The following is a 15,013-nucleotide window of genomic DNA, read 5'->3' as shown; positions in this document are numbered from 1 at the left end:
ATGAGCGGTCTGGGTTATCTTCTTCGCCCCTTCGACGCCTCGGATCCTCAACAAACCTTATGGGATTCTTGCGGCCTTCTTCCGTCCATCACTACGCGCCAAGGTGAGAGTTGGATCACCACCTCCCAGTACGATAGGCTCAAGCAGCTAACGGCGGTCCAATTCGATTGGAATGTCGGACCGCAACTTCCAGATGATCTATTTACGCCCCATTTAGTTGCTGAGCTTGGTGCTTCCTCTTGCTTGACGCAAGGTGCCGCTCCACTTTCGTCACCTGCATCTTCGCTGTGGATGCAACTTCTGCCATTGTGGCTATTGGATCAGCCCGCTTCTACCGGCCAATTGCCATGCTCGAGTTGGAATGAGGTGGACATCGATGGGTATCGCGCCTATTCGCTGAACGTTGCGCTAAATGCGATCTCGGCGAAGAGCGTTGAGCGTTATAAGAACTTCGCGGCCAGTCGTAGCGCATTGTTTTCGCGGTCAGCGAACTACATGGGCTCCAAAGCTGCGCTTGCCAGCCAGTTCCTCGATATCGTTGACGCCACGGAATCCTCCGACACCACCATGGTCGATCTGATGTGCGGATCGGGCGTAATGGCGTCGGCGTTCGCCAAACAGTTCCCAACCATCGCGTCGGACGCGCAGAAGTTCTGCCGCTTACTCGGCTTGGTTCAAGCCGGCGGAATGACTTATACCCGCGGCGTAGAAATCGCACAGCGCGTGATCCACGGCGCTCGTCGCAGGTTCAACAGCCTCGGCGACGAGGTGCGCCGCGCTATTGACGGCGAAAGCCAACTCGTGAACTCCGAGCTTACAGTCGGCGTAACAGATACTATTCTGCATCGACTTCAAAAGCGTTTGATGATTTGGGATACCGATAACCTTGGCAGCCTCGAAGCCGTTGAGGCAGCGCATCGCTCGGGCAGGCTAATCGGACACCTTTATGGTGGCGTCTTTTTCGGCGATCGACAGGCCGCGGAGCTCGATTGCCTCCGGCAGTCAATTTCGGACTTGCCAGACGAGCTGGAGAGAAGGTGGGCTCTCGGAGCTCTCGTGTGTGCTGCCAGCGCCTGCGCGTACACCTATGGAGGTCATTTTGCTCAGCCGAAGCTTGACATATCCGATTCAGGGAAGTCTCGAGGGGACATATCGGAAGCACTCAAGCAGCGCTCGCTATCCGTCACCCATGAGTTCTTCACCCGATTAACAAGCCTGGCTAGCGAAAGCGAGAATGTTAAGCACGCGGTGTCATTGGTTGCGGGGCCTTGGGAGGACGCAATTCAAGCGGTCGCGCGTAGCTGCGGTCGTGGGCCCGTTTGCGTCTATATCGATCCGCCCTACACTCGTGACGAGTATAGCCGCTACTACCATGTCCTCGAAGCACTAGTGCGCTATGAGCCGCAGGCTGTTTCCGGGAAAGGGCGCCTGCCGAAGCGCGGCTCTGCGGGGCGATTTGCGTCAAAGTTCAGTGGACGGCGCGCAGATCTTATGGAAGCCGAGATCGCCAGGACGATCCAAGCTTGTTTGTCTCGAGGCTGGAACTGTCTGTGGAGTTACTCCAATTCGGGAGTTGCTTCGGTCAATGGGACGCTTGAACGCCTAAAAGATCATGCAAAGACTGCAGATGTCTTCTGCATGGACCACAGCTACAAAGCCCAAGGCAAACGTGGCCAGAAACGGGTGGTCGAGTACGCGATTCATCTGCGTCCGGCTAGCTAAAGAACCCGCAAGCGGTAGCCAGCGTATGGACTACGTAACCGCTCACACTGTGAGTTTGGGGGTCCGATCCAATTTCGGTGCATGGTCGCCGGCGGCATATATCAGTGGCCACTATACAGCCACTGCTCGTTGTAGATCTGCCGCCAGCTCTCGATCAGCACCTTACTTCTGCTCGGCTTCGGAATTACTGACCTGCTCCCCATTCCCATCTGCAACGACTCCCGATAAAGCGTGTTGGGATCGTATATATAGAGGCGCCATAACCAACCAGATCAGCACATCAGCATTTGAGGATGCCTCGGGGTTTAGTGCTCTCTCCGCACTCAACAACTGCCGGATTAGATCCGACGTCCAAAAGGAAGCCATTATCTTCCCGCCTCCCATTCCGCTATGCAATGTAGCGTGCCTTGTCGACCCCAGCGCCTCTGCCAAGTAGCAATCGCCACAGCAGGCAGGGATGGCTCTTCGCATTTGTGTTCGCGGTGCTGGACAATCTCAGGCGTGAACAAGTTCGTTGAACCTACTAGCCCGACGGCATCTTTTTCAAGCGCTCGACTGAAGCCTGCGCGTTGCGCGCTAGAACCAATGCCAAGCAGATATCCACACGGTTATGGATAAGGGCGCCGCCGCTATACGGAATAACCGATACGAAGCTAGACGATCACCATCAAACTGGGCGTGATGTTTCAATTTGCCAAGGATCTAGAAATACCGCTGGCGCAGTTGCTCCGCCATGTCGGAGATGGCCACAACGACTTAGGAGGCAGACCAGCAGAGCCAGCCGCAGCTGCGGCGGTGGGAAAAGTTCATGGCGGCATCAACCAACTGGCTGCAGGAAAGCGGAAAGCTACTACGGAAGCATTGTCGGCGTCAGCCGGAGACACTTGATAGATAGGATCTTTGCCACAGCTTACGATTAGGCTGCAACGCTCTGCGCAGCTCTTCATAGAGATTCGGTAGAAGCTACAACCCTTGACAAATGCCCCCTTGACAAACTTTGAACCCCTGTTATCAAGAGCACCGTTCAAGTTGATGACGAGGGACTGATGAAGATCGAGGAGTTCTGGAATCAAGCGTTCCTGGCAGCATTAGCCCGGTTGCCGGCCGAGGCTGCAAAAAAAGAGGCAGACGAAGCCACTCAGATTTGCTTGCACCACTGGATAGACCACCGCCTCCATTGGGCGCCGATTCAATCCATTCTTTGGCAAGAGCAAGACATTACCAATGCACCTCAGCAGCGAATGCCTGGCCCCTACCCTATCGCCCCCCAGGACCACGACGCCGGCGGGTAGCCGGCCCATCAGGACTTGCTCCTGAAGATGGGACGCTATCGTCGTCATGAGACCCAGGAAACCATTTTTTTAACTGCGCTTTATTTTCCAGGCCAAAGAGAAACTTCAAAGGCAGAAGATCACCAAGCTCTGCACTCGCCACAATCCATCGATGCGTGAACTGCTTGACTGATACTTTGCCTGAATACATACAAGTTACTTTTACCGGGCGCAAGGGCAAACCTGCGCCACCCGGTATGCGCGGGTAACCTGCTTTAAATGCTTCCCGGAGAAAATAATCATCAATCTCTCCTTCCTCCAACACTCTTCGCCCCACACCCTCAGCCCAGCCAGACGCCTCACCAAGACTGCTACAGGTATGGCACACCCTCGGGCTAGGGATATTCGTATCAATAACGTAGTAACGCGCTTTTGGCTGGAGACCTTCCGAAAGTGGCACACCCCTATTATCGTATACAGTTACCTCTACGACGATAATTCCGCTGTCCGCTGACACCGTCGACTCGACTAGCACTGACTCGCTCATTAGCCACTCCGCATGCAAACTTAAACTAAACTTGAGCCAACAATAGCTTACACCGAGGTCTCAAGCGCTCTCTTTTTCGCAGTAAAAAGTAACTTAAGTAGGCATACCTACAGCCGGTGTAAACCTAGCCAACGTCGCCACCCGCAACGGCAGCGTCTTGCGATCAATGTAGAACTTCTCCAACACCGACCCCTGCGCTTTTCCGTCCAGGTGCCCGGTCAACCGTGCAATGTCCGTGGTCTCAACCCCCGCCTCGCTCAACAGTGTTGCGAACGTGTGGCGGAACGCGTGGAATCCCATGCCCTCCTCCACCACGCCGCATTTTTTGATGTAGGCCGAGAACTGCCGGCTCAGCTGCCGCCCGAAACCCAGCCCCGTTCCGTTGGGCAAATCCGGGAACAGCCGCGCCTGACCCGCCTTGCGCGCCTCTTCGACGAACCTCAGAAACCCCACGTCCAACACCGGCTGCGCCAACGGCACGAACCGACGCGACTGCGCGTTCTTGATCTTCTGCCCAGGGAAACGTCGGTTGACGTGAAAGCCGGGTACGCCTTCCACGGTCTCGATGTCGTCGACGTAGAGCTGCGCCACCTCGGTGACTCGGGCGCCGCTGTAGAGCCCAAGGATCGGCGCCCAATAGCGGTGCGGATACTTCTTGGCCCATGGCAGGTAGGCCAATGGCGCAAAAACGGCCTGCAACTCCGCCGTTGTGAACGGCCGCCCGGTCTCGACTTCGGCACTCGCCGCGTGGGCGCTCATGCGCACGATGCCCGCCATAGGGTTGTGCGAGATCACCCGTGCGGCCAACAGCGGCTGCACGAACGCCGACAGGCGTTGGCGATGCTTGTTGAGCGTGTGCGCCGCGGGTTCTGGCTCCTTGCGGGCCTTCGACAGCACCAGCACCTCCGGCACGCTGAGGCTTCGGTACTCCGGCCGCTTGGTGGCGTTGCTCGGCCAATGCCGCACGGCGTCAAAGAACGCGCGCACGTGCGATTGCGAGAGCGTACCGACCGCAACGTCGCCCACCACCCCGAGCAGGATCCGAAGGCTGTGGCGGCTTTCCAACACCGTCTTGGGATCGCGCTTGGCTGACTCGAGGTCCTTGAGGTAATCGGCGATCGCCTCGGACAGCAGCGGCCCCGTGGGAGCAATAGGCTCCGGGACGGGAGCGACCGGAGCAGAAACAGGCATGGGCATCGACGGCGCGATGGCGGCCGCCGCCTTCATGGCCTCAATGAAGTCCAGGGTGTCTTGAGGCCCCTGGGTCGTGACCGCGCCGAAGTCCACAGCACCGATCCGCACGCCGGTCGCCGTCCACTCCCGAAGCGTGCCGTCGGCGGCCGCCCGTTGGGCGCTGTCGATGAGCTTCTTCGGATCGAATCCGGTCACGTCATCCCCCTTCCGTAGGCGATGGAACACGGCTGAGAGTGCCACAGCTTGGCGGGCCGCGGACAAGCGGGCGGCGTCCCCGCGCAGCCCGTGCATCGAACGCACGACGAAGCGCAAGCCGATTCTGAGACGCAAGTCCTCGGGCACCCGAAAGCGGACGTAGAGCCCGGCGGGTCGGGACAGGAAATAGGGCTTCGGCACAAAACGATACCTTCGGCGATACCTCGTGGAAGGCACCGCGATCGGGATCGAAGGTCCGCAGGAGCCTTTGCAAGTCAGCGCTTTACGCGCAGCAAAGGTTGAGAAAGGAGCGGGTGAACGAGATGGAGCGGGTGATGGGAATCGAACCCACGCTAGCAGCTTGGGAAGCTGCAGTTCTACCATTGAACTACACCCGCTTGCGGACCAGTCTATTCGGCCCGAACGCGGGTGGCAATGCGGTGCGGCGATGCGGATACCGGGGGGCGTTGTTCGGCGCGGCCGGGGCGGATGAGACGTTCCCGGGCGCATGGCGGCAGCCGGCGTCGCGACTCCCTTTGCTCGCGCCTCCCTTTCCTCGCGATTCCCTTCCTTGCGGCCCCGATCTCGCGGGCGTACGAGGTCTGCTGGACGGGCTTCAGCTCCGACGCTCTTTGATCGGATCGAAACCTACCGGGAGATCTGATCTTGAGGCGTGCCTCCCGCTTAGATGCTTTCAGCGGTTATCGCTTCCGAACATAACCACCAGGGCCGCACAGCACAGCGACCGAAGCACCACCTAGAACACTTTCGCCAAAACCGCCGATCCGCGATCGACCCGCGACTTATCGCCTCGCCGCTCTTGATTCCCGCCCGATCGCGACTCGCCGCCGCTAGCTCTCAAGCCGATCGCCACGCACAACCAACTGGATCGCCGCTCATAAAAAAACCGGGCCCTTCGGCCCGGTTTCTTCAACTACAACGCAAACCTCTAAGCAAACGCGATCGCTACAGCGACCGCGCCGCGATCAGAATCCGCTGCCGATCTGCGCGAACACGGTGGCGTTGTTGCCGCCTTCCTGGCCGACGGTGACGCTGGCGCCCAGGTTGGCGTCCAGGCCGAACAGCTTGGTGCGCGCGCCGAACAGCAAGGTGCCGTAGTCCTGGTCGAACTCGCGGCCCTTGACCGCGTAGTCGCCCAGGCCCGGCACGGTCTGCAGACGCGCGTAGGCGTTCTTCGGCGCGTCTTCGAACTCGCGGTCGACGGTCAGGCGCGCGTACGGACGGAAGCTTTCGCTGTGGGTGTAGTTGATCTGCCAGCCGACGCTGCCGATCAGCGAGTCGAAGGACTGGTCCGGGTAGGCCAGCGAGGTCGCCAGGTTCGGATCGCTTTCGGCGAAGCCGTCGACGTCGATGCGCTGGGCCAAGATGCCGATCACCGGGCCGTGACGCAAGGTTTCGCCGAACTCGTAACCGCCGTTGAGCGCGGCGGTGACGTTCTTGCCGTCGGCCGAACCGTGATGCACGCGGGTCGCCGGGCCGAGGTTGGCGTTGCGGTCGATGTCGTAGTCCAGCTTGGTGTAGCTCAACTGGCCGTTGATCCAGGCGCGCTCGCCGTACCAGCCGATGAAGCCGCCGATGCTGGTGTCTTTCTGGTCGAAGTCGCCGTTGCGCAGGCCGAAGTCCTGCTTCTGCTGGCCGTAGCCGAGGAAGCCGCCGACCACCAGCTTGCCGCTGGTCCAGTCGACGCCGCCGGTCAGCGCCGGACCGGCGCCGTCGTACAGATCGCCGTGGCCGTAGCGCTGGAAGTCGCCGCGCACGCTGCCCCACCAACGCGTGCCGTCGCCGTCCTGGGCGCCGGCGACATGGTTGGCGACTTGGTCGGCGCGGGCGCGGCCGGTGGTCGACGCCGAGTTCGGCAGCAGGGCGATGAAGCGCGGCGCTTCGAGCACCGACAAGGCGTAGTCGCCGAGGATCTTGTGCGCCTTGCTGGACGGATGCACGCCGTCGGCGAAGGCATAACTCTCGGCCGCGCCCGGGATGGTGTTGGTCGGGCTGCAGGTCACCGAGGAGGCGGTGATCTGCGGGTTGCACGCGGTGCCGGTGACGTTGGTGATGCCGTACGGCGCCGGGTTGGCGGTGATCTCGCGCAGCAGGTTGAAGGTGTCGAGCGGAATCACCCGCAGGCCGGTCGCGGCCAGGCCGCCGTACAGCGCGGTGTTGTAGGTGGTCGCCAACTGGGTGCCCGCGGCCTGCTGGGCCGCGCCGCCGGCGCGGAACTGCGGGGTCACGCCGAGGTCGGGAATGGTCGGCACCAGGATGTATTCGGCGCCGGCGTTGCGCAGCGCGCCGATCACGCCGATCTGCGCGGTCACCGCGTTGGTGATGGTCGCCTGCGCCGGCGCGCCGCCCGCGACCGCGAACAGGTCGTTGGCGCCGCCCCACACGGTGTACAGCGCGTTGGGATCGGCGCGGCCGCCGTTGGCGGCGAGGTAGTTGGTGGTCTGGGTGGTCAGCGACGGGATCGGGCCGAGCGCGCCGGCGGTGTTGACGCCGGTACGGGCGCCGCCGACGGCGTAGTTGGTGCCGCCCTGGTTATCGCTGTTGGCGTTGGTGCCGTAGTAGTCGGCGACGTACTCCGCCCAGACCAGACCCGGATTGGTGGTGAAACGGCCGATCAGCGCGCCGTTGGGGCCGACCGCCTGGATCAGCGCCGGGCGGAAGTGGCCCGAGTCGGTCAGGCTGTCGCCGATGAAGACGGTCTGCGAATAGGTCTGGGCGAAGGCCGGGGCGGCGGCCAGCACGAGGGCGGCGGCCAGCGCGGTGCGAACGGGTTTCATCATTAACTTCCCTGCATTGATAAGTAGCGGTGGTGGCGTCCGACCTGTCCTGGCGAGGACGATCGGACGCCGGATGAGTCTCCGCGCGGCTCGACATACGCCGCCGGATGGCTGAATCGAAACATGTGCCACGCGAGCAAAGCAAGGCGCAGCGCGGCAAACGTCCCGGTCCGGGACGCCGATTCCTGGGCGGCGGCGCGCGGCCGCAGGCGGCCGCAAGCGCCGCGATCGGACCCGGCGGCGCGATTATGGTCCTCGCGGACGCCGCGTGCCGGGGCCAGACGTCACAGGTGAGCGATGACGCCGTGGCTGGGCCCGGCCGGCATCGGGCCGGTGGCCCGCGCGACGATGAGCGAACCGCCCGCTGCGGCAAAGGCTGGTCGCCGCGCGAGGTACACGCAACAATATCGGCATGAACATTCTGCTCAATGGCGAACCGCGCGCACTCGCCGCGCCGATCAAGCTGGTCGAACTGCTGCGCGAGGAAGGCCTGGGCGAACGCCGGGTCGCGGTCGAGATCAACGGCGAGATCGTGCCGCGCGGCCGCCATGCCGACACGGCCTTGAACGAAGGCGACAAAGTCGAGATCGTGCACGCCTTGGGCGGTGGTTGAGTTGGGCTCTGTCGCGATCTCGCGATAACCACCCGGTCGTCTGTCGCGGCGCGCGGCCGCCGGCATCAGCTTTCGATGTTTCGTGGAAGGGGCTCAGAGCCCCGCCGCTGCGTTGTTGGCGCCGAAAATCGTCGCGGCTTAAACCCCTTGCACGAGACTTCGTGCATCCGACCCGAGCGAGCCGCGGATATGCAACGAGTCGCGCGCGATGCCAGCCACGTCGCGACCTGAATTGAAACGAGCGTGCCGACCGGTGCAAAGCACGCGGCACATGACACGCATTCGCCGATAACCGGCAACGCGCCGCATCCACCTTCCCGTCGCCGATGTTCCGGCGACGGGAATCCCTCAACGCCGACGACTCACTTGCGATGGCAGGTGATGGTGGCGTCCACGAAGCTCACGTAGTTGCAGCCGTCGCGGCCGATGCCGTGAATGGTGATCGGGCCCGGCGTGTCGCCATTGGCCACGCAGGCATTGGTCAACTCGCTGTTCGCCAGGGCGATGGCGTCTTCGTCGAAGTCGCCCTGGAAGGTACCCAGGTTGATCGTGTAGGAATCGGCCGCCGAGGCCGAACCGGCCGCGAACAGGCACACGGTCGCAAGAGACAAAGCTGCCGCACGAAGGGAAATACGCATGGAACGCTCCTTTAGGATTTTTCGGGGGAGCCGACCGATATCGGCCGGTTCGCGATCGATCTCGTGCCGAGAACGAAAGCCGGCCGGATTACAGCACGCGAAAAAAGTTTCATTTGCAGGCAATTCGGCGAGCGCGTGCGCTGCGAGCGCGGAAAACCGCGCGAGCCGCATCGCCATGCGAAGCGAGCTTGCGAAGATCGAAATCTCGTATTTTTTGCCGCTACGAATCACGCTTCGATTACCGCAATCTTGCTTCGTTGACACATCTTTTATGCAGCTCGCGCTTTCGGTTCGCGCAGCGCGCGGCATTGCCGATCGCGTCGACTCGAATCCGCGCGAAGCCAATTACAAGCCGATTATCGAAAACCGATGATCGCCATCGACAATCCAGGGAGCGACGACGTCACCCATCCGATCGCCCGAAATCGGGCGCTTCGCGCCGCGAGCACGATCGTGTGCCTGAAAATCAATAAATTCCACGCAAAAAGCAGCATTAGTCCGGTACTGCGGGACTCACGATCGGTCGTACGCAAAGCTTTCGCCTATCGATTCGATCAAATCTTTTAATCAAACCATCATCCGATTCGCGACCAAGGTCGCATGCGATTCGCGAAGAAACGCATGCGATCGCATGCCTCGTCGACGCGAATGCGCGAAACGCAGGATGCATACGCATGCGCATCGGCGGTGGATCGACTCAAACGCGAGCCGATACCGCACTGCCTTTCAGTACAAGCACGGATGGCTCTTACCCGGCACAGATCAATCGAGCGACGGAAGCGCGTCGCCGAGGGTTATCAATCGTGCTTCTCGGCCGCCTCGATCGCGCGCTGCCCGCAGCGTTCCGGCGCGCGGCGCGGGTTGCAACGCACCACCTCGCTGCGCGGGAACGTCACCCGGTAGCGGCTCAGGCGCAGGTCGGGTTTCGGGTAATCGGTGGAGATGTACTGCGCGCCGCTGGCGAACGCGGCTTCGCGGCGGCGCGGGTCGTTGCGCCGGGCTTCGGCGGTGTCGGCGTCGGCGCGCGTGCGCACCAGGAAGCCAGCGGCGACCGCGCGCGCGATCCGCTCGCCCTGCGCGATCGGATCGTTGAGGGTCAGGTAAGCGGCATCGCTCGCGTTTTCATCGCCGTTGACGAACATCGCGCGGCCTTCCAGCGAGCGGCGCTTGCCGCGGTACAGCGCGACCTTGCGCGCATCTTCATCGAGCGCGAACAGCACCTTGCCGCGCGACTCGGCCAGGGTCGGCCATCGCCCGGCCAGCACCGCCGCGCGCAAGTTCGCCGCATCGCCGCGCACACGGTCGGGCGTGATCAATTCATCGGCGGCGAACACCGAGCGGATTTCCGCGTCGAGCGCATCGAAGGCGCGGCTGTCGAACGGCAGCGGCGAGGTCGAATCCGTCCCGCCCTTGCCGTCCTTGGCGTTGATCAGGATCAGGATCGGCGCGTGATCGCGATGGGTCTGCGACCAGGCCCGGATCTGCTCCAGGCATTGAACGAACACCGTGCACTGACTGCGGAAATCGACATCGGCCAGATGCATGACCTTGAACCCGGGCAGCTGCTTCCGTGCGGCTACCTCGCGGTTCCATGGACCGGCGTCGCCGTAGCCCTGGCCCGTCGCGCCGCGCGGATGCGCGTAGCGGCCGCCTTTCGGGTCGTAGTACAGGTCCAGTTCCAGGCTGCGCATGCCCAGTTCGAGTTGCTCGTGCAGTGGCGCATGCGCGTAGTCCAGCGCATCGGCGCCGGCCGGGTCGCGCGCGCGCAGGGCCGCGAGTTCGTCCGGCGCGATCGCGAGCTTGTAGCTGTTGTGGGTGCCGATCGCCTGTACGTCGTTGAGGCGCAGGTTGCGATCGATCCAGGCCGCGGCGCAGTCGGGACCGGCCTGGGCCGCGCCGGTGGCATCGAGGATGCAGCCGGGTGTCTGCGCTCGGGCCGGCGTTTGCGCGATCGCGCTCTGCGCGATGCCCGCCGTCAACAGACAGGCCGACAGCAGGCCCCTCGCCCATGCGCCGCACAGCCGATTCCGCTTGGAAATTCGCATAAGGCCCTTCGCTAAAAAAACGAACGATACGCTCACGGCTGGAACCTCAGCGCGGCATGACCGCAACCGCCGCACCATGCCAACTCGGTGCGCGGATGAGGCCGATCGACCGGCCCGGCCGACGCAATCGAGACGCGAGGCTTCGGCATCCTCCACAAGACCGAAAGCGAGCCCCACGGCCTGCCGGCTTCGTCCAAAAGCCCGGCGCGAGCCCGACCGCTGCACCCAATGCTGCGCGCGAACGCTTAAACCCCGGTGACAGACGAAGGGACTTTGCGGCCAGATTCGGCCAAGCCGGGCCTGCGAGCCCGGGCAGAACGCGATGGCGGAAAGGCCAGAACAGCCCCGCCCGGCGCGCTCCCGGCTCGGACATGTTCACCGGCGATCAGCCATAATTGCCGGATGACTGACACCGCCTTCTCCGATCCGCTGGTCATCGCCGGCAAAACCTACCGCTCGCGCCTGTTGACCGGCACCGGCAAGTTCAAGGACCTCGACGAAACCCGCCGGGCCACCGAGGCCGCCGGCGCGCAGATCGTCACCGTCGCGATCCGCCGCACCAATATCGGCCAGAACCCGGGCGAGCCGAACCTGCTCGACGTACTGCCGCCGGACCGCTACACCCTGCTGCCCAACACCGCCGGCTGCTACACCGCCGACGACGCGGTGCGCACCTGCCGCCTCGCACGCGAGCTGCTCGACGGCCACAAACTGGTCAAGCTGGAAGTGCTCGGCGACCAGCGCACCTTGTTCCCCGACGTCGTGCAGACCCTGGCCGCGGCCGAAATCCTGGTCAAGGACGGCTTCGACGTGATGGTCTACACCTCCGACGACCCGATCCTGGCCAAGCGCCTGGAGGAAATCGGCTGCGTCGCGGTGATGCCGCTGGCCGCGCCGATCGGCTCGGGCCTGGGCGTGCAGAACAAGTACAACCTGCTCGAGATCATCGAGAACGCCAAGGTGCCGATCCTGGTCGATGCCGGCGTCGGCACCGCCTCCGACGCGGCGATCGCGATGGAACTGGGCTGCGACGGCGTGCTGATGAACACCGCCATCGCCGGCGCGCGCGATCCGATCCTGATGGCGCATGCGATGAAACTGGCGATCGAGGCCGGCCGCGCCGCATTCAAGGCCGGGCGCATTCCGCGCAAGCGTTTCGCCAGCGCGTCGAGCCCCATCGATGGCCTGATCGGCTGATATGACCGATCCGTTCGCCAGCGACGGCGCCAAGTCCCCACCCAAGCCGTTCACGGTCGAGGAAGGCCGCCGCCAGGTGCGCAGCTTCGTGCTGCGCCAGGGCCGCTTCACCCCGGCCCAGCAGCGCGCGTTCGACGAACTGTGGCCGCGCTTCGGTATCGATTACCACGGCTCGCCGCGCGACTTCGACGCAGTGTTCGGACGCAGCGCCAAGCGCGTGCTTGAAATCGGTTTCGGCAACGGCGATGCGCTGCGTTTCGCCGCCAATAACGATAAAGACCGCGACCTGATCGGCATCGAAGTCCACGCGCCCGGCGTCGGCCGGCTGTTGAACGCCCTGGCCGAGGACGGCAGCGACCACGTGCGGCTGTATCACCACGACGCGGTCGAAGTGCTCAACAACGAAGTCGCCGACGGTTCATTGGACGAGGTCCGGATTTATTTCCCGGACCCGTGGCATAAGAAGCGTCACAACAAGCGCAGGCTGGTGCAGCCGGCGTTCGCCGAATTGCTGGTGCGCAAGCTCGCCGACGACGGACGCTTGCACCTCGCCACCGATTGGCAGGACTATGCCGAACAGATGTGGGACGTCCTGGATGCGACAGGGGGCATCGTCAACCGCGCGGGCAAGCGCGGCAGCGTGCCGCGTCCGGATTGGCGCCCACAGACGCATTTCGAGACCCGGGGCCAGAAGCTCGGCCACGGCGTCTGGGATCTGCTGTACGACAAGAGCCGGGAATAGGGAATTGGGAGTCGGGAATCGGATGCGAGCCACCGGACATTCGCGACAGGTTGTCGGTGCCGAATTCGGTAGTGCTGCGGTGCCTTGCTCTTGCCCTGGCTGTTCCGATTTTCCATTCCCCATTCCCGATTCCCGGCCCTAAATGGACACCGCCCTCGCGCTAACCACCGACATGAAGCTCGTTCTCGGGCTGGTGGTGTTCACGATGGCGATGTTCCTGTTCGAACGCATCCGCGCCGACGTGGTCGCCCTGGTCGTGCTGGTGTTGCTGGGCCTGTCCGGCCTGGTCGAGCCCGACGAACTGTTCAACGGCTTTTCCGGTAACGCGGTGATCAGCATCATCGCGACGATGATCCTCGGCGCCGGCCTGGACCGCACCGGCGCGCTCAATCGCCTCGCCGGCTGGTTGCTGCGGCGCGCGCACGGCGTCGAGCAGCGATTGCTGCTGCTGACCACCGCGGTGGCCGGGCTGAATTCCTCCTTCATGCAGAACCCGTCGGTGATGGCGTTGTACATGCCGGTCGCCTCACGCCTGTCCTCGCGCACCGGCCTGTCGCTGCCGCGACTGCTGTTGCCGATCGCCGCGGCGATCATCATGGGCGGCGCGCTGACCATGGTCGGCAATTCGCCGCTGATCCTGCTCAACGACTTGCTGCTCAACGCGAACAGCAACCTGCCCTCGGGCGCGGCCACGATCGAGCCGCTGAAGATGTTCGCGCCGCTGCCGATCGGCGTGGCCCTGCTGGCCGCGTCGCTGGCGTATTTCCATTTCTTCGGCGACAAGCTGCTCAAGGACGACACCGAGAAAGGCGCGACCCCGGCGCGCACCCAGAGTTATTTCGCCAAGGCTTACGGCATCGAGGGCGACGTCTACGAACTCACCGTGACCGCCGACAGCCCCCTGGTCGGCATGTCGCTGGGCGAAGCGGAAGCCTTGCGCGACGCGCCGCTGCTGCTGGCGCTCAAGAGCGACAACGACTCGCGCCTGGCGCCGCCGGCCGACACCCGCATCTGGGTCGGCAGCGTGCTCGGCGCGATGGGGCCGAAGCAGCAGGTCGCCGATTTCGCCCAGAACCATTTCCTGCGGCTGTCCTCGCGCCTGCGCAATTTCGCCGACCTGTTCAATCCCTCGCGCGCCGGCATTTCCGAAGCGGTGGTGCCGGCGACGTCCGGTTACATCGGTAAAACCGCCGGCGACCTGCACTTGCGCAAGCAGTCGGGCCTGAGCCTGCTGGCGATCAACCGCGACAAGGACGTGCTGCGCGACAACGTGCGCAGCGTTCCGATGCGCGCCGGGGACATGCTGGTGTTCCACAGCATCTGGACCGACCTGGCCAGCGCCGCGGCGAGCAAGGACCTGGTCGTGGTCACCGATTACCCCAAGGGCGAGCAGCGTCCGCACAAGCTCAAAATCGCGCTGGCGATCTTCGCCGTGGCGATGCTGCTGGCGTTGTCCTCGCGCCTGCCGGTGTCGATCGCGCTGATGACCGGCGTCGCCGGCATGTTGATCGCCGGGGTGATCAACATCGACGAAGCCTATTCGGCGATCAACTGGAAGACCGTGTTCCTGATGGCCTGCCTGATTCCGCTCGGTTGGGCGATGGATTCCAGCGGCGCGGCGGCGTGGATCGCCGGGCATACGATCGAGCGCTTGCCCACCGGCACGCCGGTGTGGCTGCTGGAGATACTGATCGGGCTGCTGACGACACTATTCTCGTTAGTCATCAGCCACGTCGGCGCGACCATCGTGGTGGTGCCGCTCGCGGTCAACCTCGCGCTGGCCGCCGGCGGCAACCCGACCGCGTTCGCGCTGATCGTCGCGCTGTCGGCCTCGAACAATTTCATGACCGCGTCGAACCCGGTGATCTCGATGATCTCCGGCCCGGCCGGCTACAGCGGCAAGGAGCTGTGGCGGATCGGCGGGCCGTTGTCGTTGATCTATACGGTGGTGACGGTGTTGATGGTGAATGTGTTGTTTTGGGGCAAGTAATGTCGCAGAAAAAACAAGCGCGACGCCTCACCTAGAAACCCGAATCCGTCCGCCTGAGCGA

The 15,013-nt window shown here is 63.3% G+C and carries 12 protein-coding genes and 1 tRNA gene; 8 read left to right on the top strand and 5 right to left on the bottom strand.

Annotated elements, in window-relative coordinates:
* Both ASD86_RS04545 and ASD86_RS04540 read left to right on the top strand, forming a co-directional pair.
* Entirely contained in the window at nt 1–1,722 is a 1,722-nt protein-coding gene (locus tag ASD86_RS04545) for a hypothetical protein (RefSeq protein ID WP_157476139.1), read from the top strand.
* Between the two features lie 1,046 nt (nt 1,723–2,768).
* The gene (locus ASD86_RS04540) at nt 2,769–3,014 is read left to right on the top strand and encodes a hypothetical protein (RefSeq protein WP_056107447.1); all 246 of its coding nucleotides are present in this window, start codon (nt 2,769–2,771) and stop codon (nt 3,012–3,014) included.
* A gap of 619 nt (nt 3,015–3,633) precedes the next feature.
* On the opposite strand, the gene ASD86_RS04535 is transcribed toward ASD86_RS04540, so the two are convergent.
* From ASD86_RS04535 to ASD86_RS04525, 3 genes are all read right to left on the bottom strand, one after another.
* A complete protein-coding gene (locus ASD86_RS04535; RefSeq protein ID WP_056107442.1) occupies nt 3,634–5,130 on the bottom strand; it encodes a site-specific integrase in 1,497 nt (498 codons plus the stop codon).
* Nucleotides 5,131–5,253: 123 nt separating this feature from the next.
* A tRNA-Gly gene (locus tag ASD86_RS04530) sits at nt 5,254–5,327 on the bottom strand.
* Between the two features lie 588 nt (nt 5,328–5,915).
* Nucleotides 5,916–7,706, bottom strand: a complete 1,791-nt coding sequence (locus ASD86_RS04525; protein WP_200957206.1) for an autotransporter domain-containing protein — start codon at nt 7,704–7,706, stop codon at nt 5,916–5,918.
* A 433-nt stretch (nt 7,707–8,139) separates the two neighbouring features.
* On the opposite strand from ASD86_RS04525, the gene thiS reads away from it, so the two are divergent.
* Entirely contained in the window at nt 8,140–8,340 is a 201-nt protein-coding gene (gene thiS / locus ASD86_RS04520) for a sulfur carrier protein ThiS (RefSeq protein WP_056107437.1), read from the top strand.
* Nucleotides 8,341–8,702: 362 nt separating this feature from the next.
* Here thiS and ASD86_RS04515 read toward each other — a convergent pair whose 3' ends face one another.
* Nucleotides 8,703–8,978: a hypothetical protein gene (locus ASD86_RS04515; protein ID WP_157476137.1), complete on the bottom strand. Its 276-nt coding sequence runs from the start codon at nt 8,976–8,978 to the stop codon at nt 8,703–8,705.
* Between ASD86_RS04515 and ASD86_RS26390 the strand changes: the two genes are divergently transcribed.
* Both ASD86_RS26390 and ASD86_RS26385 read left to right on the top strand, forming a co-directional pair.
* The gene (locus ASD86_RS26390) at nt 8,977–9,351 is read left to right on the top strand and encodes a hypothetical protein (protein WP_157476135.1); all 375 of its coding nucleotides are present in this window, start codon (nt 8,977–8,979) and stop codon (nt 9,349–9,351) included. The genes ASD86_RS04515 and ASD86_RS26390 overlap by 2 nt on opposite strands.
* The gene (locus ASD86_RS26385; protein ID WP_157476133.1) at nt 9,348–9,545 is read left to right on the top strand and encodes a hypothetical protein; all 198 of its coding nucleotides are present in this window, start codon (nt 9,348–9,350) and stop codon (nt 9,543–9,545) included. The genes ASD86_RS26390 and ASD86_RS26385 overlap by 4 nt, the downstream gene beginning before the upstream one ends.
* Nucleotides 9,546–9,775: 230 nt before the next feature.
* Here the strand turns inward: ASD86_RS26385 and ASD86_RS04510 are convergent, their stop codons facing one another.
* Entirely contained in the window at nt 9,776–11,023 is a 1,248-nt protein-coding gene (locus tag ASD86_RS04510; protein WP_082578064.1) for a phosphatidylinositol-specific phospholipase C1-like protein, read from the bottom strand.
* A gap of 402 nt (nt 11,024–11,425) precedes the next feature.
* On the opposite strand from ASD86_RS04510, the gene ASD86_RS04505 reads away from it, so the two are divergent.
* The 3 genes from ASD86_RS04505 (at nt 11,426) to ASD86_RS04495 (ending at nt 14,952) form a co-directional block, all read left to right on the top strand.
* Entirely contained in the window at nt 11,426–12,220 is a 795-nt protein-coding gene (locus tag ASD86_RS04505) for a thiazole synthase (protein WP_036106745.1), read from the top strand.
* A 1-nt stretch (nt 12,221) separates the two neighbouring features.
* On the top strand, nt 12,222–12,962 hold the full coding sequence (gene trmB / locus ASD86_RS04500) for a tRNA (guanosine(46)-N7)-methyltransferase TrmB (RefSeq protein WP_056107434.1): 741 nt from the start codon (nt 12,222–12,224) through the stop codon (nt 12,960–12,962).
* 142 nt (nt 12,963–13,104) lie between these two features.
* Nucleotides 13,105–14,952 (top strand): SLC13 family permease, encoded by a 1,848-nt coding sequence (locus ASD86_RS04495; RefSeq protein WP_056107430.1) that lies wholly within the window; start codon nt 13,105–13,107, stop codon nt 14,950–14,952.
* The last annotated feature ends 61 nt before the right edge of the window (nt 14,953–15,013 follow it).

The sequence above is a fragment of the Lysobacter sp. Root690 genome, from assembly GCF_001427785.1.
Classification (GTDB): Bacteria; Pseudomonadota; Gammaproteobacteria; order Xanthomonadales; family Xanthomonadaceae; genus Lysobacter.
The sequence above is the reverse complement of the archived record's forward strand: the minus strand, read 5'-3'. Positions and strand labels throughout refer to the sequence as shown.

What these genes read in the sequence shown, in the direction of transcription:
- ASD86_RS04545 (WP_157476139.1), top strand. Translation starts at nt 1, where the DNA reads ATGAGCGGTCTGGGTTATCTTCTTCGCCCCTTCGACGCCTCGGATCCT.
- ASD86_RS04540 (WP_056107447.1), top strand. Translation starts at nt 2,769, where the DNA reads ATGAAGATCGAGGAGTTCTGGAATCAAGCGTTCCTGGCAGCATTAGCC.
- thiS (WP_056107437.1), top strand. Translation starts at nt 8,140, where the DNA reads ATGAACATTCTGCTCAATGGCGAACCGCGCGCACTCGCCGCGCCGATC.
- ASD86_RS26390 (WP_157476135.1), top strand. Translation starts at nt 8,977, where the DNA reads ATGGAACGCTCCTTTAGGATTTTTCGGGGGAGCCGACCGATATCGGCC.
- ASD86_RS04515 (WP_157476137.1), bottom strand. Translation starts at nt 8,978, where the DNA reads ATGCGTATTTCCCTTCGTGCGGCAGCTTTGTCTCTTGCGACCGTGTGC.
- ASD86_RS26385 (WP_157476133.1), top strand. Translation starts at nt 9,348, where the DNA reads ATGATCGCCATCGACAATCCAGGGAGCGACGACGTCACCCATCCGATC.
- ASD86_RS04510 (WP_082578064.1), bottom strand. Translation starts at nt 11,023, where the DNA reads ATGCGAATTTCCAAGCGGAATCGGCTGTGCGGCGCATGGGCGAGGGGC.
- ASD86_RS04505 (WP_036106745.1), top strand. Translation starts at nt 11,426, where the DNA reads ATGACTGACACCGCCTTCTCCGATCCGCTGGTCATCGCCGGCAAAACC.
- trmB (WP_056107434.1), top strand. Translation starts at nt 12,222, where the DNA reads ATGACCGATCCGTTCGCCAGCGACGGCGCCAAGTCCCCACCCAAGCCG.
- ASD86_RS04495 (WP_056107430.1), top strand. Translation starts at nt 13,105, where the DNA reads ATGGACACCGCCCTCGCGCTAACCACCGACATGAAGCTCGTTCTCGGG.